This window comes from Pseudarthrobacter sp. alpha12b, assembly GCF_054130495.1.
In genome coordinates, this window is record NZ_CP196746.1 from 4,249,456 (window position 1) to 4,271,102 (window position 21,647).

Below are 21,647 nucleotides of genomic sequence, written 5' to 3' on the forward strand. Positions count from 1 at the left end.
AGGACCCGCCATCAAACCAGGACGCGCCATCAGATATTGCCCCTAAATCCAGGGCGGATTCAAGGGGTCGTCGCAACACCTGAGTGATTGGTGGTGTTGTGGGACGTTTTGGTCGGCCTGAGGTTTTCCGTGAGGTGATTCGGGTGTTCTGGGAGGTGAGGTCTTCTGGAGCATCTGATGAGTTAGCGGCGGAGGCTGCCGGTCTTTCCCTGTCAGCGGCCCGGGTAATCGTCCGTCAGCATGGTGGGGTGAATCCTGCAATGAGGCCTGCCTGCCGACGGTTCTTGTCCTTCCATGAACGCGAGCTGATTGCGGTCTGGCGCGCGGCCGGATGCGGGATACGTGAGATTAGCCGGCGTTTGGGCCGGAGCCCCTCCACGATCAGCAGGGAACTGGGCCGCAACGTCCGGAACGGGGGCCAACGCCCTTATCTGGCGTCCTCGGCGCAGAACCGGGCGCAGAAGCTGGCACGCAGGCCCAAGACCCGGAAACTGGCTTCCCATGAAGCCTTGGCACTCTACGTCGCCGGGATGCTGACGGCACGGGAGCGGTTGTCGCCGGAACAGATCAGCGCCCGGCTGCGGATTGATTTCCCCGATGATGAAAGCATGCGCATCAGCCCGGAGACGATCTATCAGTGCATCTATATCCAGGGCCGCGGCGGGCTCAGATCCGAGCTCACCGCAGCCCTGCGCACCGGCCGGGCCGTGCGGCAGCCAAACCGGCGGGCCGGGAACCGAAAGCCCCGGGTCCCGAAAGAGTTGCTGATCAGCGAACGGTCCGCGGAGGCCGATGACCGGGCCGTTCCCGGACACTGGGAAGGTGACCTCATCATCGGTACCCCCGGCACCGGGGCGATCGGAACACTCGTGGAACGCAGCAGCCGCTTCGTGATGCTCCTGCATCTGCCCAACGGACACAGCGGCGAGCAAGTGCTGGCCGCCATCCAGGAAACCCTGCCCTTGCTCCCGGCCCAGCTGCGCCGGTCCCTGACCTGGGACCAGGGCGCGGAGATGGTCGGCATTCACGACCGCGTCAAGATCGCCACCGGAGCGGACGTTTACTTCTGCGACCCCCACTCACCCTGGCAACGCGGCACGAACGAGAACACCAACGGACTCCTGCGCCAGTACTTCCCCAAAGGCATGGACCTCACCAAAGTCACCCCCGAGGACCTCGACTACGCCGCCGCGGGACTCAACGGCCGCCTACGCAAAACCCTCGGCTGGAAAACCCCCGCACAAGCCCTCCAACAAATACTGGAAGAATCAGCAGCATAGAACGTGTTGCGACGACCCCTTGAATCCGCCCAGAACGCGTCTGCATAAAGTGCAGGCGCGTTCCGGTTTTTCGTGCGACAAGTGATGGGGCGTTGGGCCCGGCTAGCGGGCACCGCCCTGCCACAGGGCATCAAAGGGGGCGCCGGAGGCAACGCGATTGCGGATGCCCGCGGTGACGAACTCCTTGGCGGTCCGTGCAGCCTCCAGCGGGCTGGCACCCTTGGCCAGTTCCGCCGTCACGGCGGCCGCGAGGGAGCAGCCGGCACCGGATACGGCAACCTCGCCCACCTTCGGGGCGCTCAGGACTTCGAGGGTCTCGCCATCGTAGAAGACATCGACGGCGTCCGGGCCTTCCAGCCGCACCCCGCCCTTGGCCAGGACTGCTGCACCACTGAGTTCGTGGATGCGGACGGCGGCGGCCTTAAGGGACTCGACGTCCGTGATCTCAAGGCCGGACAACGACTCCGCCTCGAAGTGGTTGGGCGTGACGAAGGTGGCCAGCGGCAGGATCTGCGACTTCAGGGCCTGGTCCGTGTCCAGCGCGTGGCCCGGCTCCTGGCCCTTGCAGATCAGCACCGGGTCCAGGACAACGTTGGTGAAGCTGTTCTCCTGCAGGGCCGATGCCACCGTGCTGATGGTGGCCGGGCTGCCCAGCATGCCGATCTTCACCGTGTCCAGCGCCGACGGTGCGCCCGACGCCGGACCGTAGGCCGCCGTCGTCGCCTCCAACTGGTGGGCAATCACCTGCTGGTCCATGGGTACAAAGCGGTGGTTCCAGCTGTCCTTGGGGTCGAAGGAGACGATGCAGGTGAGGTTGGCGATGCCGAAGACGCCGAGTTCCTGGAAGGTCTTCAGGTCGGCCTGGGCGCCGGCGCCGCCGGTGGCTTCGGAGCCTGCGATGGTGAGGACGACGGCGGGACCGTTGGCGGACAGCGTTGCGTCAGGGGAAGCGGAAGTCATGTCCCCATCCTGCCATCCGGCGTCGGACGCTTTCCATGTGGTGGGGTACAGCGGAGGGTGCGGGAAAGTGTTCAGGGCCACAAGGGGTGGGAGCGGAGCATGCCCGCCACTTGGCTATCGCTGGAGCGCGGCAAGGACACGGGCTTTGAACTCATGTTCGCGGAAAAGGTCGGGCCATGTCACACGCATAAAGGTCCAACCATTCTCGGTGAGGGCCTTCTCACGCTGCCGCTCCTGAAACAGCACCTCGGCCGTCGGCCTGTAGTCGAAGTACTTCGTCTTCCCATCGAATTCGAGTGCCACCTTCTCTTCCTTCCAGGCGAAATCCAGCCGGTACCGGCCAGCACGCGTAGCTACCGCAACCTGGGGCTCCGGCAGGGGAAGCTTCAGCCGTGTCAGGAGTTCGCGGGTGAGTGTCTCACCGGCTGACTCCGACCGTGGATCTGCGTTGGCGAGCGCCAGCCGGAGGGTCCGGATCCCGCGCCGTCCCTGCAGTCCCTCAGCCATACTTTCCACGAGGGCTTTGTCAGCACCGAGCCGGAGGCCGCCGAGAGTCACCACCTCCGGCGCAGTCCACGCTCGGGTATGGCCCCGGACGTCCTTGCCGAGCCGCTCGCTTGAAGGGTTCCCCGGCAGTAGAAGGTGGATCAGGTCATCAACATCCCATAGATACAACCCGTGCAGCCGGGCCGCCGAGGTGTGGCTGTAAACGTAGCCGCCGGCCGAAGTGGTCAGCGTCCCGTGCGCATGGGCGCGAATCAGCTGCCTGCTGCGCACGGGGCGTGTCTGCTTCTCCCACAGCTTGGCGCGGATGTAGCAGCCGTGGCGGAGGCGGACCAGCTTCCCGTGGAGGACCAAGGCCTTGATGGCCCGGGAATTGAGTCCCCTCTCGTGCAATTGCTCCGTTCGCCACAGGTTGCCGGTGCTGGGAAGAGAGGGGAGACTGACTGGCGGCTGTGGTGTCATCCCGCCAGGATCCTGCCGCTGCGCCAGCTCCGAAAGGCGCCGCCGTCGTCATGTGGAAAACCCGCCAAAACCGGCCTGCCTCCCGGGATCGCCGAATCCCGGCCGGATCGCCGAAACGTTCCGGCGATCCGGCCGCTTTCCGGCGAGTTCGACGGCGGAGCGCCGGCTTAGGCCTTCAGCGTCCCGTCCAGCAAGGCCCGCAGCTCCTGGAAGTGCCGCTCGGTGGCTTCGGGGTGGAAGGCCGAGGTGTCCGCCATGGTGTAGCCGTGCGGCGCCCCTTCGTAGATTTCGTTGGATGCCTCAAGTCCCGCGTCCTTGAGCGCTTCGCCCAGGCGGGCCACGGCGTCGGGAGCCATGCTCCGGTCGTGGTCGGCGTGGCCAAAGACGAACCGTGCCCGCGCCTTCCCCAGCCCCAGATGAGGGCTGTCCGGCTCGTCCGTGGCCAGGCCGCCGCCGTGGAAGCCGCCGCACGCTGCCACCACGTCCGGGTGCGAGGTGGCGGTGCGGACAGCGAGCCGGGCGCCCATGCAGTAACCGGTGGTGCCGATGGGACCCAGCGCCACACCGTCAAGCGCTGCCAGGGCGGAAACCCACGCATCGATATCCGGAAGGGCCTTGTCCGGTGTCAGCCTGCCAACGCGCGGGAAGGCGGCCTTTCCGGCGGCTTCCCTGCCTTCCTGGGTGGACATGTCACCTGCCGGGGCAAGCTCGGCGGCCGTTCCTTCACGGTAGAAAACGTTCGGCGCCAGCACCACGTAGCCCCAGTCGGCGATGCGCTGGGCCATCTCCTGGATGCGGGGGCGCAGGCCGAACGCGTCCATGTAGAGGATGACGCCGGGGAACGGACCGGTTCCGGTGGACGGGCGGGCCACCAGGGCCTCTGCGGTGCCTTCTGCGGCAGTGATCTCGATGGGCATGGGGCCACCCTACCGGAGCACCCTGATGGCAGGCCTAGGAGTAGTACCGGCCCAGGGTTTCGGCCTTGAAATCGAAGAAGGTGCCGGACTCGATGGCCAGCCGGGCATCGTCCACCATCTTCACCACGAACCGCTCGTTGTGGATGGAGATCAGGGTGGCGGACACCATCTCCTTGGCCTTGAACAGGTGGTGGATGTACGCCCGCGAGTAGTTGGCGCAGGCGTAGCAGTCGCAGCCTTCCTGCAGGGGCCCGAAATCGCGTTTGTACTTGGCGCCGGAAAGGTTGAACCGGCCGTAGGGGGTGTAGAAGGCCGAGTTCCGGGCCACGCGGGTGGGGGAGACACAGTCGAACGTGTCGGCTCCGTTCTCGATGGCCGTGAAGATGTCGTCCGGCTCGGAGATGCCCAGCAGGTGCCGCGGCTTGTCCTCCGGCAGTTCCTCGTTGCACCAGCGGACAATGGTGCCCAGGTTCTCTTTCTCCAGCGCCCCGCCAATGCCGAACCCGTCGAACGGCATGGCGCCGAGGTCGCGGCAGGCCTTCCGGCGCAGGTCCTCGTACTGGGCGCCCTGGATCACGCCGAACAGCGCCTGGTACGGCTTGCCCGCCCGTTCCTCCGTCAGGCGGAAATGCTCCTCAAGACACCGCTCCGCCCACAGCCGGGTGCGTTCCAGGGACTCCTCCTGGTAGCGCCGGGAGTTCTGCAGCGTGGTGAGCTCGTCGAAGGCGAACATGATGTCCGCGCCGATCTGGTGCTGGACCCGCATGGAGATCTCCGGGGAGAAGCGGTGGCGGTCCCCGTTCAGGTGGGACTTGAACCAGACGCCGTCGTCGTCGATGTGCGCCAGGCGCTCCTTGCCGGGGGCCACGGCGTCATCCGGGCCCGACGCGTCCACCGACTTCATGTCGATGACCTTCTTGAACCCCGAGCCCAGGCTCATCACCTGGAATCCGCCGGAGTCCGTAAAGGTGGGGCCGGACCAGTTCATGAAGGCACCCAGCCCGCCTGCCTCGTCCAGGATGTCCGGGCCTGGCTGCAGGTACAGGTGGTAGGCGTTGGCCAGAAGTGCCTGCGCGCCCAGGTCCGCCATGGATTCCGGAAGCACGGCCTTCACAGTGGCCTTGGTTCCGACGGCGATGAAGGCCGGCGTCTGGATCTCACCGTGCGGGGTGGCGATGGTGCCGGTGCGGCCCAGGAATTCCCCGTCGTTTTCCGCTACCTGCGCTGCCGGCGGCGGGCAGGATTCCGTCAGGCGGGTGCCTACCGTGAAGGAGAACTGTGATCGGGTTTCAGGCAGGGCGAAGGCGGGGTTGGCTGACACCGTACCAGTGTGCCAGCAATTGGCACTGCCTCAACAAACCAGCAGCGCGGTCAGAACAAGCCAGGGCGTCAGCTGACGGGTTCGGACTCCGGGTAGTTCGCGGACCGCCAGGAATCCCAGGACGAGCGGATGGCGCCGAGCTTGCCGGCGCCCAGATCGTAGGTTGAAGCGATGACCAGCGAACCTTCACCCTCCGCCCGGACGTCCTTGATGGCGGGATGGTCGGCCACCACCAGCATTCCCTCGCCGTGTTCCGCGTAGCCGTGCACCGTGAGCCCCACCTGGTGGCTGGTCCGGTACCAGACCTTGCCGCTGACCTCCTCACCGGTGTCCAGTGTCACCTGGTACGGCTCGCCAGGGGCAGGGAGGTCAGAGAGCCCCAGCTTCTCGATCGCGGAGCCCTTGCCCTCTGTCAGGTGCAGGAACAGGGTGTGCCGCTTGCCGTGCGGGTGGCGTTCCAGGGCGAAGCGGAGCTGCTGCAGGAAGGTCAGCCAGCCCTGCGTGATGTCCTCGTCCCAGGCAGCCCACTCGGAGTCGTGGTCCACCGCCCCGCGGGTGACGCTGACCCGGGTTCCGCCGGCCTCAGGGTGGAGCTCAAACGTATCCCCGCCGTGCACCGTGAGGCTGGTGTGGTCAGGGGCTTCCTGCACATCGCTGGAGAAATAGATCTCCTTGATCTCGGACTCCAGGTCCTCGGCCTGCCAGCCATGCCACTGGGCCACCCTGGACGGTTCACGCAGCATGGTCCAGACCTGCGGCGCGTCGGCGTTGATCACTACGCTGAGATTGTTGGTCATAGCCCCGAATGTACAACTCCGGCTACGCCCCGGGTAGGGGTAATTTCCCCCGCCCCGGCGCCGCTCCAATGCTCAGGCGCGGACCGCCTCCAGCTCGTTGCTGATGCGCCGTTCCAGTTCAGACGTCCCGATGGTTTCCGAGCCGCCGTGCGCCCGCAGGAACAGCAGGGATTCCAGCCGCAGCAGCCGCCATTCACGCTCGGCGTCGTGGTTGGAGTTGTCGATGGAGCGGAAAATTTCCTTGTCGTACAGGTTGGGCTCGTTGAGCGAGCGCTGCCGCACCTTGGCCGCCATGCGCGCCTTGAACGGGTCCGTTTCCTGGTTTTCCGGGGTGCGGATCAGTTTCTCGTAGACCTCGGCGCGTTCGCCCTGCCCGTCCTGCCGGCAGATGTAGCTGGCCAGCGCCAGGGAGGCCTCCACCGAGGTCCACCGGCCCGGGTTTCCGTCGTAGGGCAGCACTGTGATCAGGTCCGCCACCGACAACGCGCCGTCGGCGTCCTTGAGGGTGATGAACAGTTCGTGCGCCAGGTCGCTGAGGTCCTTCAGGCAGCTGCCGGATTTGAAGTTGACGCCCTTGGAGAGCCTGTCGGCCAGGAGCAGGACGCCCTCCGCATCCGGGTGCGCCTCCGCGGCGGCCTCCACCACTGATTCGGGGGTGCCGGCCGGCGCCGGGATGAGGGCCAGTTCCTCCTCGCTGGGCCCTGTCGCTGCAGGCGGCGCCGGCGGGAGGGGAGGGACGACGACGGCGGGCGCCACGTTGAGGGGACCGGTCCCGGCGCCGGGCTGCTCCTGCGCGCCGGGCTGGGGCGTCAGGGTTGCCGCCGGTGGTGCGGCCTCTGGAAGGTCCGCCGGCAGCGGAAGCTGGGTGACGTCGTCGTGCGCTCCGTCCACCACCGTGACCATGGTGCCGATGGCCACCCGCAGTGTTCCGCCGCCGGAGAGGCTGGCCAGTACCAGTGCGGGGGAGCCGAAGTCGTCGTGCTCAAGCTCCACCTGGTCGATTTCGGCAGTGCGCCGGCCGTCGGGGAGGAGGATGTGGCTGCCGGTGGTCAGAGATCCAGCCTGCTGTTCACGGTGGTGCCTGGCGGCTGGTGATTCGGTCATGGGAGTCCTTAAGTTCTCTTGCGGTCCGCCCTACAGTCTACAAAGGCGGGTGCCTAAAACCGGGGACCCCCACGTCCCGGCGGGGTTGTCAGAAGCCCACACCTGCGAACGCCAGGGCCTGCCGGATGAGGCCGCCGCGGCCGCCCGCGAACTCCATCTGGACGCCCGGGCTGAGGACTTCCTCCGGGGTCATCCATGTCAGTTCCAGGGCGTCCTGGCGGGGTTCGCATTCGCCCGTGACCGGGATGACGTAGGCCAGGGCCACGGCGTGTTGCCGCTCGTCGGTGAACCCCGTCTGGGACGGTGCCGGGAAGTATTCGGCCACCGTGAATGGCACGGGGCTGAGCGGCAGCTGCGGAAAGGCCAGGGGACCCAGGTCCTTTTCCATGTGCCGCAGCAGGGCGGCGCGGATGGTTTCGCGGTAGATGACCCGGCCGGAAACGAGGGAGCGCACCATGGTCCCGTCCGCGTCCGCCTGCAGCAGTGTTCCCACCTCGTTGACGTAGCCCAGCGGATCCAGCCTGACCGGCACTGCCTCGACGTACACCATGGGCAGCCGCCCCCGCGCCTCAAAAAGGTCTTCTTCAGAGAGCCAGCCGGGATTCGGGTCAGGTGTGCGCACGTTCATGGTTAAGTTCTACCCCATGGGGCGCCGCTGGGAGATCCACACCGTGGCGGGCGCGTTGGGGCTGCCGGCGTCAGGATTGGCCACGTGCAGGGTGCTCCCAAAGGCCTCCTCAGTCAGGCTGGCGGCGAAGCCGGCGGCGGTGAGGCGCTCCTGCAGCGGTTCCAGGCCGCCGCCGTATTCGAAGCCCAGGCCTGAGCGCGACGGCCCCGAAGCAGGGCGCACCAGGAGGACGCCCCCGTTTTTGGCCGTGAAGTCTGCGGTTTCGTCGTTGTCCGGCACGGGACGCGGGCGCGCGCCCACATGCTGCAGGGTGCGGATGGCCGCCTCCGGGTCCGCCGAGTACCAGACGGCGGCGACGGTGAGGGCGGGGTCGGCGTCCGCGCACTGCGCGGTGTGGGAAGCCTTGTCCGCCAGGAAGCTGAACCCGTCGGGGGCAGTGATCCGGCAGGCCTCGCCGTGGTCCGCCGTGACAAGTTCGGCGGGCTGCGCTCCTTCCGGCGGCTGCCCGTCCGCCTGAATCCCGTCCTCCTGTGTCCCTTCCCCCCGGGCTGACAGGTTGGTTCTGCGGGCGAACTCCGCCACGTCACCCACCTCAACGGCAAACACGGTGCGGCCGTCCTGGCCGGAGCCAGCCTCCGTGCCGTGCAGCGCCAGGCGGCCGGACGCGGAGTCGAAGACCTGCCACCCGCCGTCGTCCTCTGTTTGCACCATCCCCAGGGCGGTGAGGAGCTGCTTCCAGGACTCGGTGCGGGACGTGAAGTGGACGGGGCGGACTCGGAGCATGGCATTGTCCTTGGTCATGGATGGTGTGTGCTGCTGTATGGCCATGATGCCACCGGAAGCGCCGGCGCACACGGGGTTTGTGGCGCGGCCTTCCACAGGCAGAATTAGGCCATGGCGGATGACCTCGAGGAACTGCTGTTGCCGGACGCTGCTGCCTGGCGTGCATGGCTGGAAGAGAACCACGGGACCAGCCCGGGCGTGTGGCTGGTCCTGCATAAAAAGGGCGGCAACGTCACCGGCCTGGATTACCCTGCGGCGCTGGACGAGGCCCTGTGCTTTGGCTGGATCGACGGCCAGCTCCGGCGCCGGGACGACCAAAGCACCTTCCAGCGGATGACGCCGCGGCGTCCCCGCAGCATCTGGTCCGCCCGGAATGTGGGGCACATCGCGCGGCTGGAAGAAGAAGGAAAGATGGCCGACGCCGGCAGGGCGGCAGTGGAGGCTGCCAAGGCTGACGGCCGCTGGGACGCGGCCTATGGCGGGCAGGCCGATGTGGAGGTCCCGGCGGACCTCGCGGCCGCCATCGCCGCGAACCCGGCGGCGCAGGCCACGTTCGATGTCCTTACCAGGACCAACCTTTTCGCCCTGGTGTTCCGCACCAATTCGGCCAGGCAGGCGGCCACCCGGGAGCGCAGGATCGCCGGGTTCGTGGACATGCTGGCGCGCGGCGAGACGCCGTTTCCGCAGAAGAAACGTGCGGCAGGGCAGGACTAGCCCCGGCTGTATGACGCGCGCGATTCGGTCCCCGGCGGCCCGGCCGGTAAAATTGACGGTTCACTTGCGCTGGTGCCGTTCCCCGAACCCGGGGGACGGCACTTGTGCTTTCAGCGACGGATCGACACCTCCATGCCCCCCACACTTCCGGGAACAGTTCTTGCCGTCCTTCGGCGCCGGCCCCTCCTTCGGCGCACGTCCCTCCTGTGGATCGCGGCAGCCGTGGTTGTGCTGGTGGTGGCCGGTTCGCTGGTGCTCGCGGCAAACGCCCGGCATGACGAAAGCCGGCCGGGAGCAGGACAGCCAACGGCCGCGCCCACGGAAGCTGCCCCCGCGGAGGATACCGGCTTCCGGCCCGCGTACCACCTCACCCCGGACCAGCACTGGATGAACGATCCGCAGCGGCCCTTCTTCCTGGACGGGCTGTGGCACTACTACTACCTCTACAACGCCGACTACCCGGAAGGGAACGGCACGGAATGGTTCCACGCCACCAGCACGGACCTGGTGCACTGGAAGAACCAGGGCGTGGCCATCCCCAAATTCCGCAACGGCCTGGGTGACATCGAGACCGGGTCCGCGGTGGTGGACACGGAGGGGACGGCCGGGTTCGGCAAGGGCGCCGTGATCGCCGTCCTCACCCAGCAGCACGACGGCGTCCAACGCCAATCCCTGTTCTTCTCCACGGACAAGGGCTACAGCTTCCAAAGCTACGGGCAGAACCCGGTGATGGAGAATCCCGGCGCCGGGCACTGGCGGGACCCGCGGATTGTGCGGGACGAGGCCAACCATCAATGGCTGATGCTGCTCGCCGAAGGCCACAAGATCGGCTTCTACACCTCCCCGGACCTAAAGCAGTGGACCTACGTTTCGGGGTTTGAACAGGACGGACTGGGGATTTTGGAGTGCCCGGACTTCTTCCAGCTGGACCTCGACGGCGACCCCGCCAAACGCACCTGGGTCCTGGCCGCGAGCGCCAACGGAACGGCGGAGGGACGCACCACCGGCCTTGCCTACTGGACCGGCAGCTTTGACGGCAGGGCCTTCACCGCCGATGGCGGCCACCAGTGGCTCGACGGCGGCTCCGACTTCTACGCGGCCGTCACGTGGGATGACCCGCGGCTGGATGACGGCCAGCGGAAGGCTTCGCGGCATGCCATCGGCTGGATGAACAACTGGGCCTACGCCCGGCACTTGCCCACTGACGGTTGGCAGGGGGCCGCCTCGGTGGTGCGGGACATCCGGCTCACGTCCGACGGCGGGCGGCCTGCGTTGGTATCCGCACCCACCGCAGCGCTCCAGTCACTGGAAGGGGAGCCGGCGCAGCTGGCGGGCGGCAGCATCGGGGACGGGGCCACACTGCCGGTTCCGGACAGCGGCGCATTCAAGGCCGACGTCGAGCTGGAAAGGCCCGCGGACGGGACCGGCGAGGCGCGGCTGCTGCTGCAAAGCGGGGGCGCAACGTACGCAACCATCGGCTACGACTTCGCTGCCGGCCGGGCCTTTGTGGCCCGCGACGGCGACGCGGTGGCCGGCGGCAACCGCGAGGCAGATGGTCCGGAAGGGCTGGGGGAGTACCGCGCGCTCCGTTCCGTGGACGCCAGGCCGGCCGGGGACACCGTGCGCCTGACCGCCTACGTGGACCGGTCATCCATTGAGGTCTTCGTGGCCGGACAGGCCCTGACGTCCCTGGTGTTCCCTCCCCCAGGCCACAAGGAGGTCCGCCTGACGGCCCACGGCCCGGTCGCGCTCAGGGCCGGCACCGTTACCCCGCTGGCCGGCATCCGCTAAGCAGCAGCCGGGGGAGTGCCGCCGGGAAGTGCCGCGGCGACGGCCGCCGCGGCTTCCAGCGTCATCCACGCCTGGAGCTGGGTGGAGAGTTCGACGGCGGCGCCCGGCGGATACGTGGCAGCGGCAGGTTTCGCGGCGTGCAGCGAGAAGATGCTCCTGCCCTCCAGCCTTGACCGGCCTTCTTTCGGTTCCACGGAGCGGCGGCCGGACCAGAACGCCTCCGCAGTGTCCGTCACCAGCCGGGCCGCCGTGGCGCGGGTTGCCCCGGGAAGCCGGCGGTCCGCTGCCGCGAGCGCCAGGTAGCGGCAGAGGATCCCGGTGAAGAGGCCGCCGTCGCCCGTTCCTTCACAGCGGAGCACGGAGCTGTCCGGAACGGTGAGCTTCCTGTCGACCGCTTCCACCAGCGCAACCGCCCGTGCCAGGTTCGCCTCGCCGCCCAGTTCCAGGAGCGCACCCAGCACCGGGCCCTGGTTGTAGGTGTACACCGCCCGCTCCAGCACCACCTCGCCGGCCGGATTCAGGCGTGCGCCGTCCAGGTACAGGGCCTGGTCCGGGTCGAAGAGGGTGGCGTCAAGCCAGTCCAGCAGGGCCTGGGCCTTGGCGTGCTGGCCGGTGCGGGCATAGAACAGGGCCACCGGTGCGGTGGCGGGGGTGTTCTTGAAGTCCCTTTTCTTGCTCCAGAACGTGCCGCCGCCCAGGTCGGCGGTGCACGCGGCGTCGAACTGCAGCGCCAGGGACGCACGGACCACCGCGTTGCGGCGGCGGCCAGGACGCCGCGTCTCCTCGGCCAGCCTGTCCAGCCGGAGGGTTGCCAGCGCAAGCCACGCCATGTCGTCGTAGTAGCTGTTCACGAAGGTCAGGGCGTTGCGGAGCCTGATTCCGGTGACCAGCCGTGAGGCCAGGTGCCCGGCGCTGGGCCGGTCCGGGCCGTTGAAGCGGGCTGCAGGGGTGGCTCCACCGCCCAGCTCCCGCCGGCCGGTGTCCACCAGGCAGTCCACGTAATGGGCCTGCCACCAGTAGTGCCACGGCAGGACCAGCGCGGCCGCGGGCCGTACCCGGCGGAGCGCGGCGAGCCACCGTGCCGGGGGCTGGCTGCCCGGTTCCTGGCCCTGCTCCGACGCCGAGGGTCCGCCCTGCCCTGCCGGGTGCTTGCCCTGCCACAGCACGGCGCCCAAATGGGTTCCGGGCAGGAACAGCAGCTTCCGGCCGAACAGGGCCGTCGCTGACTGGGCCGCGTGGTTCGCCCTGTCCTGCCAGGTGGTCAAAGGGGTGCTGCTGGACGTCATGCCGTCCACCCTAACCGTGCCGCCGGTGCCGGGAGCGCACCTGGAAGCGCGGCAGAGTGCGGCGGCGCCGGATTTCAGTTAACATTCATTAACTTTTGCTCGAGGCCGCGCCGCGGCATGGGGACACGCATCAAGGAGGATGTATGGACATCAAAGGCAGCGTCGCACTGGTGACAGGCGGTGCCTCCGGGCTGGGAGCCGCCACAGCGCAGAGATTGTTCGACGCCGGCGCTTCAGTCGTACTCGTAGACCTCCCGTCCTCGAACGGGCAGGCAGCGGCAGATGAACTCAATGGCCGCGCCCAGGCCGGGCAGTCCGCCGCCTTTGCCCCAGCGGACGTGACCAGCGAGACTGACGTCCGGGCCGCCGTCGGAACCGCCGCGGGGATGGGGCCGCTGCGGATCGTGGTGAACTGCGCCGGGATTGCCACCCCCGGCAAGGTGCTGGGACGCGACGGGGTGCTGCCCCTGGAAGCCTTCAGCCGCGTCATCCAGGTCAACCTGATCGGCACCTTCAACGTCCTGCGGCTGGCGGCCGAGGCGATGGTGGCCACCGAGCCCGCCGTCACGGAGCTGGGTGGCCCGGAACGCGGCGTCATCATCAACACCGCCTCCGTGGCGGCTTTCGACGGGCAGATCGGCCAGCCGGCGTACTCCGCATCAAAGGGCGCCGTGGCCGCCATGACACTGCCCATCGCCCGGGAGCTCGCGCGCTCGCTGGTCCGCGTGGTCACCATCGCCCCTGGCATCTTCGAGACTCCCATGATGGCGGGCCTGCCGCAGGAGGCGCAGGACTCCCTGGGCGCCCAGGTTCCGCACCCCTCCCGGCTGGGCAGGCCAGCGGAATACGCCAACCTGGTGGCGCACATCGTAGACAACGCCATGCTGAACGGCGAGACCATCCGCCTTGACGGCGCCATCCGGATGGGCCCGAAATGAGCGTGCCGGACGTGTCGCAGCTGCCGGCGGCCGACTTTTTCGAGGTCGAAGCAATGCTGGGCCAGGCCGAACGGAACAAGCTGGCAGAACTCCGGGACTTCCTGGCAGCCGAGGTGGCGCCCCATGCCGCGGACTGGTGGAACAAGGCCGAGTTCCCGGCCCACATCCTGCCCAAGCTGGCCGCCCTGGAACTGAGTACCCCGGCGCACCGCGGTTACAGCCACCTGTTCGCGGGGCTGGTGATCGCGGAGATGACCCGGGTGGACACCTCCCTCGCCACGTTCTTCCTGGTCCACCATGACCTCTTCGTCGAGTCCCTGCACACGTTCGGCAGCGAGGACCAGAAGCAGCGGCTGCTGGCCGACGCTTCCGAGCTGCGCACCACCGGCGCATTCGCCCTCACCGAACCCCTGCACGGATCCGACGTAGCGGGCGGGATGGAGACGCGGGCCCGGCGCATTTCGTCCCGCACAGGAGAAGCGGACGACGACGGCGACACCTGGGTGCTCACCGGTGCCAAGCGGTGGATCGGGAACGGGACGTTCTGCGACTACATGCTGGTGTGGGCCAGGGACGAATCGGACGGCTCCGTGCGGGGCTTCATCGTGGACGCCACCCTGCCGGGGGTCAGCCGGAGCAGGATCGAGAACAAGATCGCCCTGCGCACTGTCCAGAACGCGGACATCGTGTTCAAGGACGTGAGGGTTGCCGAGGCCGACCGCTTCGGCGGGATCAGCAGCTTCGAGGACACCAAGGAACTGCTCCGCAGCTCACGGATCATGGTGGCCTGGCAGGCGGTGGGCCAGCAGCTGGCGGCGTTCGACGTTGCCCGGCAGTACGCCGTGGAACGCCACCAGTTCGGCCGCCCGCTGGCCCACTTCCAGCTCATCCAGCAACAGCTGGTGACCATGCTGGGCAACGCGGTGGCCAGCATGGCCATGATGGTTGGGATCGCCAGGCTGCAGGACCAGGGTGCCGCCGGCATGCCACAAGTGGCGCTGGCAAAGTCCTACATCAGTGCCCGCATGCGCGAAACCGTGGCGCTGGGCCGGTCCATCCTGGGCGGGAACGGGATCGTCACCGATTACCGGATGGCCAAGATCTTCGCCGACGCCGAAGCCATTTACACCTACGAGGGCTCGTTCGAGGTCAACACCCTGATCGTGGGCCGGGCCATCACCGGAATTTCAGCCATTTCCTAGGCGGGATACGGTTCTTTCTCGCCCGCCTCCACCCGGATGTCCAGGCTGTTGTTCTTCACCGGCATGGGGCAGGTGCCGTAGGGGGTGAAGGCGCTGGGGTAGTTGATGGCCCGGTTGAAATCCAGTATCACCGAGCCGTCCGGGCGGGGTCTGGGCAGCTGGAGCTTCCGCCAGTCATCGGTGGTGTCGCCGTTGGTCTCGTCGTGGAAGGTGACGGTCAGGGCGCCCAGCTTCTCCTCCTCCGCCTGGAGCCGGAACTCGTGGCCGCTGCCCGGGCGGCTGAACACCACCTCACCCACGCTGCGGTGCAAACGGTCCACCAGCGGGTTCGCGGTGCCGATCGGTACGTCCACCGGTTCCGGGTAGGGCTCGAAGCGGCCCGTCACCTCCCAATCGGGGTTGTAGGGATAGGTGGGCACGCCGTCGAAGTCTGTGAACACCGGCGACGACGAGTCCCGGGTGCGGATGGCGTACCGCCCGCCGCGCATGGCCAGTTCCACCACCACCTGGTCCCCGTTGGGGCCGCCGAACTGCACCCACATCAGCGACTCCTCGTCCGCCAGGACGGCGGAGACAGTGCCGTCCACCGTTTCCCCGGTCTCCACCAGGGTGAGCCCGTCCGCCGGGACCGCGGTGAGGAACGCCGTCGTGCCCGTGCCGTCCGTGGACCATAGGCCAGGGACCAGGTCGACGGCGGCGCGGGAGTCCTCGAGCCACTGGAAGGAGGTGAGGGTGAGCCAGCCGTGAGGCGTTGCCAGGGCCTTGTCACGGTTGGCGCGGAAGCGCTGCCAGCGCTCGACTTTGGCGGCTGGGGCAGTAGCGGCTGCGGTGGTGGCCATGGTTCCTTCCGGTTGCGTTGCCCCCGCTACAACCGCCGGCCAGGCCCGTTCATTCCGCCTGACGGACGTCACGCCGGGGTTGAATGGGTGGGTGGACATCCTTAGCGGAGTGAATCGGGAGTGGCTGGCAGCCCTCACCTGGCTGGCGGCGGTGCTCGCCGGCGCGAGTGTGCTGCTCTGGCGCAGCCGGCGTGCAGACCTCGCCGCGCTCACCGCCGTCGTCGTCTTCATGGCAGCAAACGTCGGCGCGGGCGTCTACGTCCTGAACCACCTGGCCGACGGGCGCTGGGGCGGGGACGCGCAGGCCAAGCTCGCACCGCCCACGCTGTCCGGGGCCCCCGTGGTGGGCCAGTTCCTGGAGCCCCTCGACACAGCCATGGCGGGCATGGCCGGCGGGGTCAACGACTTTATCGACTTCCGTGCCGCGCTGCCCGTGGCGCTGGACTTCTTCGCCGCGGCCGGCTGGGCACTGGCCGTTTCGGTGCCGGTGGCGCTGGCAGCCGCCGTTGTGCAGGGCGGGAGGGCCCGCCGTCGGAAGGCCGAGGCTGCCGGCTGGCAGGGCGAGGTGGAAAAGCTCCGGGCGGAGCTGGACGCCGTGAAACGCCACGTGGGGTACCGCGACATCTTGTGAGACGGATTCCACTGAGCCGCCGGTCCGGGGGTAGCATCTTTAGCTAGTAACGTGGCTCACAGTATCCAGCGCAGTGTACGGGCCAAGTCCAAATCCGTCGAAAGATTGTTTCAATGGCTCACACTGCAACACCTCCCGAGACCGATCTTGCCTCCGAACTGCGCGCGGACGTCCGGCGTGTTTCCACGCTGCTGGGCGAATCGCTGGTCCGCCAGCACGGACCGGAGCTCCTGGACCTCGTGGAGCAGGTCAGGCTCCTGACCAAGGAATCCAAGGAAGCAGCACGTGGCGGTGCGCACGCCACGGGGCCCTGGAGCGCGCACGACGTCGTTGCCCAGGTCCGCGAAATGCTCGGCTCCCTGCCCATCGAGCAGGCAACCGACCTGGTGCGTGCCTTTGCGTTCTACTTCCACCTGGCCAACGCCGCCGAGCAGGTGCACCGGGTCCGCGGTCTGCGGACCCGTGCCGAAAAGGACGGCTGGCTGGCCAAGACCGTGGCGGACATTGCCGCGCAGGCCGGCCCGGACGTGCTGCAGGAAGTGGTCAACGGGCTGGACGTGCGGCCCATCTTCACCGCCCACCCCACCGAGGCGTCCCGCCGCTCCGTCCTGGACAAGATCCGCAAGCTCTCCGACGTCCTGTCCCAGTCCACTGCCGAAGGGTCCACTGCCCGGCGCCGGCAGGACCGGCAGCTGGCTGAAATCATCGACCAGATGTGGCAGACCGACGAACTCCGCCAGGTCCGGCCCACCCCTGTGGATGAAGCCAGGAACGCCATCTACTACCTGGGTGGCATCCTCACCGACGCCATGCCGGAAATGCTGTCCGAACTCTCCGAGCTGCTGGGCGAGCACGGCGTCACCCTCGCCTCCAAGGACGCCCCTATCCGGTTCGGCTCCTGGATCGGCGGTGACCGCGACGGCAACCCGAACGTCACCGCCGCCGTAACCCGCGAAATCCTGCAGATCCAGAACCAGAGCGCCATCCGGATCAGCATCGGCATGATCGATGAGCTGATTTCCATCCTGTCCAACTCCACGGCGCTGGCAGGCGCGGACCAATCCCTCCTTGAGTCCATTGATGAGGACCTGAAGAAGCTGCCCGGCCTGGACAAGCGCGTCCTGGAGCTGAACGCCCAGGAGCCGTACCGGCTGAAGCTCACTTGCATCAAGGCCAAGCTCATCAATACGGGCAAGCGGGTGGCTGCGAACACCAACCACGAGCACGGCCGGGACTACAGCGGAACCGAGGAACTCCTGGCGGACCTGCATTTGCTTGAGCTCTCGCTCCGGAACCACTCTGCGGCCCTGGCCGCGGACGGCGCCCTGGCCCGCGTCCGCCGCGCCATCGCCTCCTTCGGCCTGCACCTGGCCACCCTGGACATCCGCGAACACGCGGACCACCACCACGACGCCGTGGGCCAACTGATGGACCGGATCGGCGGCCCCGGCCTGCGCTACGCCGAGCTGAGCCGCAGGGAACGCTTCGAGGTGCTGGGCTCAGAGCTCGCCTCCAGGCGTCCCCTGTCAGGCCACCCCATCAAGCTCGAAGGCGCCGCCGACGGTACCTACGACGTCTTCCGCGAGATCCGCCGGGCCCTGCGCATGTACGGCCCGGACGTCATCGAGACCTACATCATCTCCATGACCCGCGGCGCCGATGACGTCCTGGCCGCCGCCGTCCTGGCCCGTGAGGCCGGCCTGGTGAACCTCTTCGGCGACAAGCCCTACGCCAAGCTCGGCTTCGCGCCGCTGCTGGAGACGGTGGAGGAGCTGCGGGCCTCGGCAGAGATCATCGACCAGCTGCTGTCCGATCCCTCCTACCGGGAGCTGGTGCGGCTGCGCGGCGACATCCAGGAAGTGATGCTGGGCTACTCGGACTCCAACAAGGAATCCGGCGTGATGACCAGCCAGTGGGAAATCCACAAGACCCAGCGCAAGTTGCGCGACGTCGCCGCCAAGCACGGCGTCCGCGTCCGCCTGTTCCACGGCCGCGGCGGTTCCGTGGGCCGCGGCGGCGGCCCCACCTACGACGCCATCCTGGCCCAGCCCAACGGCGTCCTGGAAGGTGAAATCAAATTCACCGAACAGGGCGAGGTCATCTCCGACAAGTACTCCCTGCCGGAGCTTGCCCGGGAAAACCTGGAGCTGTCGCTGGCTGCGGTGCTGCAGGGTTCGGCCCTGCATCGCAACCCGCGGACCTCCGAGGACCAGCGGGAGCGGTACGGACACGTCATGGAAGCCATCTCCGATGCCGCGTTTGACCGGTACCGGAAACTGATCGACCACCCGGATCTGCCCGCCTACTTCATGGCTTCAACCCCGGTGGAGCAGCTCGGTTCGCTCAACATCGGCTCCCGCCCGTCCAAGCGGCCGGATTCCGGTGCCGGACTGGGCGGCCTGCGCGCCATCCCGTGGGTGTTCGGCTGGACGCAGTCACGGCAGATCGTGCCCGGCTGGTTCGGTGTGGGCTCCGGCCTGAAGGCTGCCCGGGAAGCCGGACACTCCGCCCAGCTGGTGGAGATGATGGATCACTGGAACTTCTTCCGGTCCGTGTTGTCCAACGTGGAGATGACCCTTGCCAAGACGGACATGGACATCGCCGGCTACTACGTGTCCACCCTGGTCCCGGAGGAACTGCACCACCTGTTCCGCACTATCCGGGATGAGTACGAGCTCACGGTGGCCGAGGTCCGCAAGCTCACCGGCGAGAACATCCTCCTGGACGCCCAGCCCACGCTGAAGCGTTCCCTGGAGATCCGCGACCAGTACCTGGATCCCATCAGCTACCTGCAGGTTGAACTGATGCGCCGCATCCGGACCGAGGCGGAAATCAGCGGAGCCGAGATCGACGAGCGCCTCCAGCGGGCCATGCTGATCACCGTGAACGGCGTGGCGGCAGGCCTCCGCAATACCGGCTAGACGCCCGCTCATTTTTGGCCGTTTTTGATGGAACGCCCGCTCACCACCAGCCCTGGAGGTGAGCGGGCGTTTCGGATTCAAGCGCAGGATGTGAGCGGGGGTTTGGATAGGGTTGGAAGCATGCCTTCCTTCCAGACCCGCCTCAAGATCACCGGGCTGCGGCCGGGCAATCCGCCCGAGGCGGTGATGGACGCGGCCGTCGAGGCCCTGGGCACCCGGCACCACGTGGAGGCGCACCAGCTCCAGATCGCCGGCGGCGTGCCGCAGCTGAACCTGCGCTTCCTGGTTGAGGCGACCGAGTACAGCGGCGAGAACCGCCAGGCGGTGGAGTCGGCAGTGATGATGCGCGACGCCGTCGAACGCGTTGCGCTGACGGGTGCACTCAGCGTGCTGCGGCGCAGCCGCGGCAAGTGGCTGCCCGTCTAGCCTGCGTCGGGGACGGGCTCGTCCTCCACGGGTGACCGGTCGCCGCGGCGCCGGGTAACGATGATGCCGACGACGGCGCCGATCACCAGGCCAACGGCCACGCCGATGAGGGAGCTGGCCCAGAACGGGAGCTTGGTGGCCGAACCGGTGAAGTAGCCCAGTCCCACCAGCCAGCACGCCCACAGGACTGCCCCCAGCCCGGCGCACAGACTGAAGCCGCGGACGGAGACGTTGGCGATGCCGGACGCTGCGGATGTGGCAAGCCGGCCGCCGGGGATGAACCGGGCGCCGATGATGGTCCCATAGGTGGACGACCGGCCGGCCTTGGCCAGCGCGGAATGGATGCCGGCGTGGACGCGGCGGCCCCATTTCCAGCGGTCCAGCACATGGCTCAGCCGCCGGCGGAAAAGGTGGAACACCACCATGTCTCCCAGCCAGGAGGCGACGGCGGCCAGGACCAGCACCAGGAACACGTTGGCCCGGCCGTCCGCGGACAGTGCCCCGCCGGTAATCACCAGCATCTCCGACGGGATGGGCGGAAAAATTGCGTCGCCGATCACCACCGGGATGACCCAGAAATAAAGGGCCGTCCCCCAGCTGTCAACGCTGCCGAAGTCCATTGCCACAAGGTACCGCACTTGGGAAACTGGCGGCATGCGGATCTCGGTTCTGCAGGGTGACATTACGCAGCGGCGGGTGGACGTGGTGGTGAACGCCGCGAACCCGTCGCTGCTTGGCGGCGGGGGAGTGGACGGGGCGCTGCACCGGGCTGCCGGGCCGGAACTGCTGGCTGTGTGCCGGGAACTGCGTGCCACCCAGTTCCCGCATGGCCTCCAGACCGGGGCCGCTGTGGCAACACCGGCTTTCCGGCTGCCGGCACGCTGGGTGATCCACACGGTGGGACCAAACCGCCACGCGGGACAGACCAACCGCGCCCTCCTGGTGTCCTGCTTCAGCGAAAGCCTGCGGCTGGCCGCCACGTTGGAGGCCGGCACGCTTGCCTTCCCGGCGGTGGGAGCCGGGGCCTACGGGTGGAGCGCAGCGGCCGTCGCGCAGGCGGCGCTGGACGCGGTGACGGGCTTCCGGGCCTCGCATCCGGCCAGCGGACTGGAGCTGGTGGAGTTCGTGCTGCACACCGCCGAAGTGGAGGCAGTGTTCAAGGACGTGCTCGGACCGCTTCGCTGAGTTCCAGGCTGCTGCGGTACTCCACGGGCGTGCCGGAGATCGGATCCACGAACCTGATGCCGCGGGCCAGGAGCTGGAGCGGTTTGGCGTAGTCATCCGGGGCCTTGTCCAGCAGGTCCGGGTAAAAGGCGTCGTTGACGATCCCCAGTCCCAGCGAGGCCATGTGGACCCGGAGCTGGTGGGTCTTGCCGGTGTGCGGTTCCAACCGGTACCTGGCGAGGCGGGTGGCGGCCGTGCTGCCGTCGGCACGTGTGGAGGTGCCGGCGTCGAACGTTTCCAGCCGCTCAATCCTGGTTTCCGCGTTCGGTTCGCCGTCGATGACCTCTGCCAGCAGGTAGCTGCGGGACTTGGTCATCCGGTTGCGGACCACCACGGGAAAGTCGACGGCGGGGTGTCCCGGCGCTGGCTCGGCGGCCGAGACGCACTCGTATTCCTTCTGCACCTGCCGCTTCTCGAAAAGCACCTGGTACTTGCCGCGCGTCTGCGGGTTGGTGGAGAAGAGCAGGACGCCCGCGGTCATGCGGTCCAGCCGGTGCATGGGGATCAGGTCCGGAAGGTCCAGCTGGTTCCGCAGGCGCACAAGGGCCGATTCCTGGATGTAGGTGCCGCCCGGCGTGGTGGGCAGGAAATGCGGTTTGTCCACCACCAGCAGGTGTTCGTCCTGGTGCAGGATGCTGATGTCCACCGGCAGGCGCGTTTCCGGCGGCAGCGTGCGGTAGTACCAGATGAAGGTGTGGTCTTCGAGCTTGGTGTGCCGGCTCAGGGGTACGCCGCCTTCACCAACGATCTCGCCGGCGTCGAACCTGTCCTCGATCCCCTGCGGATCGATGTGGCCCCACCGGTGCATCATGTAGTCCATCGCGGTGTCCCACGGGCCTTCCTCCGGGAGGCGCAGGCGGGTGGCGTTGACGCCGTCGCGCACGGGGAGGGGGGATTGCATCACCGGTCCATTCTACCG

The 21,647-nt window shown here is 67.9% G+C and carries 21 protein-coding genes; 9 read left to right on the top strand and 12 right to left on the bottom strand.

Annotation, left to right across the window (positions count from 1 at the left end; all coding sequences use genetic code 11):
• The first annotated feature begins 83 nt into the window (after positions 1-83).
• On the top strand, positions 84-1,280 hold the full coding sequence (locus ACTAQI_RS19695; RefSeq protein WP_457947022.1) for an IS30 family transposase: 1,197 nt from the start codon (positions 84-86) through the stop codon (positions 1,278-1,280).
• A 102-nt stretch (positions 1,281-1,382) separates the two neighbouring features.
• On the opposite strand, the gene ACTAQI_RS19700 is transcribed toward ACTAQI_RS19695, so the two are convergent.
• The 8 genes from ACTAQI_RS19700 to ACTAQI_RS19735 all read right to left on the bottom strand — a co-directional run bounded on the left by ACTAQI_RS19700 (position 1,383) and on the right by ACTAQI_RS19735 (position 8,756).
• Positions 1,383-2,240: a hydroxymethylpyrimidine/phosphomethylpyrimidine kinase gene (locus ACTAQI_RS19700; RefSeq protein ID WP_457948114.1), complete on the bottom strand. Its 858-nt coding sequence runs from the start codon at positions 2,238-2,240 to the stop codon at positions 1,383-1,385.
• A 114-nt stretch (positions 2,241-2,354) separates the two neighbouring features.
• Positions 2,355-3,206: a type IV toxin-antitoxin system AbiEi family antitoxin domain-containing protein gene (locus tag ACTAQI_RS19705; RefSeq protein WP_457948115.1), complete on the bottom strand. Its 852-nt coding sequence runs from the start codon at positions 3,204-3,206 to the stop codon at positions 2,355-2,357.
• A 167-nt stretch (positions 3,207-3,373) separates the two neighbouring features.
• Positions 3,374-4,123, bottom strand: a complete 750-nt coding sequence (locus ACTAQI_RS19710) for a dienelactone hydrolase family protein (protein WP_457948116.1) — start codon at positions 4,121-4,123, stop codon at positions 3,374-3,376.
• 34 nt (positions 4,124-4,157) lie between these two features.
• Complete coding sequence (gene tgt / locus ACTAQI_RS19715; protein ID WP_457948118.1) at positions 4,158-5,444, bottom strand: tRNA guanosine(34) transglycosylase Tgt; 1,287 nt, start codon at positions 5,442-5,444, stop codon at positions 4,158-4,160.
• A gap of 68 nt (positions 5,445-5,512) precedes the next feature.
• On the bottom strand, positions 5,513-6,241 hold the full coding sequence (locus ACTAQI_RS19720) for an SRPBCC family protein (protein WP_457948120.1): 729 nt from the start codon (positions 6,239-6,241) through the stop codon (positions 5,513-5,515).
• Between the two features lie 72 nt (positions 6,242-6,313).
• Complete coding sequence (locus ACTAQI_RS19725; protein WP_457948121.1) at positions 6,314-7,345, bottom strand: DUF6707 family protein; 1,032 nt, start codon at positions 7,343-7,345, stop codon at positions 6,314-6,316.
• Between the two features lie 88 nt (positions 7,346-7,433).
• A complete protein-coding gene (locus tag ACTAQI_RS19730; RefSeq protein WP_457948123.1) occupies positions 7,434-7,973 on the bottom strand; it encodes an NUDIX hydrolase family protein in 540 nt (179 codons plus the stop codon).
• A 9-nt stretch (positions 7,974-7,982) separates the two neighbouring features.
• The gene (locus ACTAQI_RS19735) at positions 7,983-8,756 is read right to left on the bottom strand and encodes a VOC family protein (protein ID WP_457951113.1); all 774 of its coding nucleotides are present in this window, start codon (positions 8,754-8,756) and stop codon (positions 7,983-7,985) included.
• A gap of 111 nt (positions 8,757-8,867) precedes the next feature.
• Between ACTAQI_RS19735 and ACTAQI_RS19740 the strand changes: the two genes are divergently transcribed.
• Positions 8,868-9,470 carry a YdeI/OmpD-associated family protein gene (locus tag ACTAQI_RS19740; RefSeq protein ID WP_457948125.1) on the top strand — a complete coding sequence of 201 codons (603 nt, stop codon included), beginning with the start codon at positions 8,868-8,870 and terminating at the stop codon, positions 9,468-9,470.
• A gap of 132 nt (positions 9,471-9,602) precedes the next feature.
• Positions 9,603-11,261: a glycoside hydrolase family 32 protein gene (locus tag ACTAQI_RS19745; RefSeq protein ID WP_457948127.1), complete on the top strand. Its 1,659-nt coding sequence runs from the start codon at positions 9,603-9,605 to the stop codon at positions 11,259-11,261.
• On the opposite strand, the gene ACTAQI_RS19750 is transcribed toward ACTAQI_RS19745, so the two are convergent.
• A complete protein-coding gene (locus tag ACTAQI_RS19750; RefSeq protein ID WP_457948129.1) occupies positions 11,258-12,547 on the bottom strand; it encodes a glycoside hydrolase family 76 protein in 1,290 nt (429 codons plus the stop codon). The two genes, ACTAQI_RS19745 and ACTAQI_RS19750, sit on opposite strands and share 4 nt — an antisense overlap.
• 143 nt (positions 12,548-12,690) lie before the next feature.
• On the opposite strand from ACTAQI_RS19750, the gene ACTAQI_RS19755 reads away from it, so the two are divergent.
• Both ACTAQI_RS19755 and ACTAQI_RS19760 read left to right on the top strand, forming a co-directional pair.
• A complete protein-coding gene (locus tag ACTAQI_RS19755; RefSeq protein ID WP_457948130.1) occupies positions 12,691-13,485 on the top strand; it encodes a 3-hydroxyacyl-CoA dehydrogenase in 795 nt (264 codons plus the stop codon).
• The gene (locus ACTAQI_RS19760; protein WP_457948132.1) at positions 13,482-14,687 is read left to right on the top strand and encodes an acyl-CoA dehydrogenase family protein; all 1,206 of its coding nucleotides are present in this window, start codon (positions 13,482-13,484) and stop codon (positions 14,685-14,687) included. Before ACTAQI_RS19755 ends, ACTAQI_RS19760 begins: the two co-directional genes overlap by 4 nt.
• Here the strand turns inward: ACTAQI_RS19760 and ACTAQI_RS19765 are convergent.
• Positions 14,684-15,526, bottom strand: a complete 843-nt coding sequence (locus ACTAQI_RS19765) for a DUF1684 domain-containing protein (protein ID WP_457948133.1) — start codon at positions 15,524-15,526, stop codon at positions 14,684-14,686. The genes ACTAQI_RS19760 and ACTAQI_RS19765 overlap by 4 nt on opposite strands.
• A gap of 91 nt (positions 15,527-15,617) precedes the next feature.
• Between ACTAQI_RS19765 and ACTAQI_RS19770 the strand changes: the two genes are divergently transcribed.
• The 3 genes from ACTAQI_RS19770 to ACTAQI_RS19780 all read left to right on the top strand — a co-directional run bounded on the left by ACTAQI_RS19770 (position 15,618) and on the right by ACTAQI_RS19780 (position 19,504).
• On the top strand, positions 15,618-16,157 hold the full coding sequence (locus tag ACTAQI_RS19770; protein WP_457948134.1) for a hypothetical protein: 540 nt from the start codon (positions 15,618-15,620) through the stop codon (positions 16,155-16,157).
• 113 nt (positions 16,158-16,270) lie between these two features.
• On the top strand, positions 16,271-19,078 hold the full coding sequence (gene ppc / locus ACTAQI_RS19775; RefSeq protein ID WP_457948135.1) for a phosphoenolpyruvate carboxylase: 2,808 nt from the start codon (positions 16,271-16,273) through the stop codon (positions 19,076-19,078).
• A gap of 120 nt (positions 19,079-19,198) precedes the next feature.
• Positions 19,199-19,504, top strand: a complete 306-nt coding sequence (locus ACTAQI_RS19780; RefSeq protein WP_457948136.1) for a hypothetical protein — start codon at positions 19,199-19,201, stop codon at positions 19,502-19,504.
• On the opposite strand, the gene ACTAQI_RS19785 is transcribed toward ACTAQI_RS19780, so the two are convergent.
• On the bottom strand, positions 19,501-20,124 hold the full coding sequence (locus tag ACTAQI_RS19785) for a DedA family protein (protein ID WP_457948137.1): 624 nt from the start codon (positions 20,122-20,124) through the stop codon (positions 19,501-19,503). The genes ACTAQI_RS19780 and ACTAQI_RS19785 overlap by 4 nt on opposite strands.
• 34 nt (positions 20,125-20,158) lie before the next feature.
• On the opposite strand from ACTAQI_RS19785, the gene ACTAQI_RS19790 reads away from it, so the two are divergent.
• On the top strand, positions 20,159-20,689 hold the full coding sequence (locus tag ACTAQI_RS19790) for an O-acetyl-ADP-ribose deacetylase (RefSeq protein ID WP_457948139.1): 531 nt from the start codon (positions 20,159-20,161) through the stop codon (positions 20,687-20,689).
• On the opposite strand, the gene ACTAQI_RS19795 is transcribed toward ACTAQI_RS19790, so the two are convergent.
• Positions 20,661-21,629 carry an RluA family pseudouridine synthase gene (locus tag ACTAQI_RS19795; protein WP_457951114.1) on the bottom strand — a complete coding sequence of 323 codons (969 nt, stop codon included), beginning with the start codon at positions 21,627-21,629 and terminating at the stop codon, positions 20,661-20,663. The genes ACTAQI_RS19790 and ACTAQI_RS19795 overlap by 29 nt on opposite strands.
• Positions 21,630-21,647 lie beyond the last annotated feature (18 nt).

Excerpts from the sequence above, each read along its gene's own strand:
- ACTAQI_RS19700 (WP_457948114.1), bottom strand. The coding sequence starts at position 2,240 with ATGACTTCCGCTTCCCCTGACGCAACGCTGTCCGCCAACGGTCCCGCC.
- ACTAQI_RS19705 (WP_457948115.1), bottom strand. The coding sequence starts at position 3,206 with ATGACACCACAGCCGCCAGTCAGTCTCCCCTCTCTTCCCAGCACCGGC.
- ACTAQI_RS19710 (WP_457948116.1), bottom strand. The coding sequence starts at position 4,123 with ATGCCCATCGAGATCACTGCCGCAGAAGGCACCGCAGAGGCCCTGGTG.
- ACTAQI_RS19720 (WP_457948120.1), bottom strand. The coding sequence starts at position 6,241 with ATGACCAACAATCTCAGCGTAGTGATCAACGCCGACGCGCCGCAGGTC.
- ACTAQI_RS19725 (WP_457948121.1), bottom strand. The coding sequence starts at position 7,345 with ATGACCGAATCACCAGCCGCCAGGCACCACCGTGAACAGCAGGCTGGA.
- ACTAQI_RS19730 (WP_457948123.1), bottom strand. The coding sequence starts at position 7,973 with ATGAACGTGCGCACACCTGACCCGAATCCCGGCTGGCTCTCTGAAGAA.
- ACTAQI_RS19735 (WP_457951113.1), bottom strand. The coding sequence starts at position 8,756 with ATGCTCCGAGTCCGCCCCGTCCACTTCACGTCCCGCACCGAGTCCTGG.
- ACTAQI_RS19740 (WP_457948125.1), top strand. The coding sequence starts at position 8,868 with ATGGCGGATGACCTCGAGGAACTGCTGTTGCCGGACGCTGCTGCCTGG.
- ACTAQI_RS19745 (WP_457948127.1), top strand. The coding sequence starts at position 9,603 with ATGCCCCCCACACTTCCGGGAACAGTTCTTGCCGTCCTTCGGCGCCGG.
- ACTAQI_RS19750 (WP_457948129.1), bottom strand. The coding sequence starts at position 12,547 with ATGACGTCCAGCAGCACCCCTTTGACCACCTGGCAGGACAGGGCGAAC.
- ACTAQI_RS19755 (WP_457948130.1), top strand. The coding sequence starts at position 12,691 with ATGGACATCAAAGGCAGCGTCGCACTGGTGACAGGCGGTGCCTCCGGG.
- ACTAQI_RS19760 (WP_457948132.1), top strand. The coding sequence starts at position 13,482 with ATGAGCGTGCCGGACGTGTCGCAGCTGCCGGCGGCCGACTTTTTCGAG.
- ACTAQI_RS19765 (WP_457948133.1), bottom strand. The coding sequence starts at position 15,526 with ATGGCCACCACCGCAGCCGCTACTGCCCCAGCCGCCAAAGTCGAGCGC.
- ppc (WP_457948135.1), top strand. The coding sequence starts at position 16,271 with ATGGCTCACACTGCAACACCTCCCGAGACCGATCTTGCCTCCGAACTG.
- ACTAQI_RS19780 (WP_457948136.1), top strand. The coding sequence starts at position 19,199 with ATGCCTTCCTTCCAGACCCGCCTCAAGATCACCGGGCTGCGGCCGGGC.
- ACTAQI_RS19785 (WP_457948137.1), bottom strand. The coding sequence starts at position 20,124 with ATGGACTTCGGCAGCGTTGACAGCTGGGGGACGGCCCTTTATTTCTGG.
- ACTAQI_RS19790 (WP_457948139.1), top strand. The coding sequence starts at position 20,159 with ATGCGGATCTCGGTTCTGCAGGGTGACATTACGCAGCGGCGGGTGGAC.
- ACTAQI_RS19795 (WP_457951114.1), bottom strand. The coding sequence starts at position 21,629 with ATGCAATCCCCCCTCCCCGTGCGCGACGGCGTCAACGCCACCCGCCTG.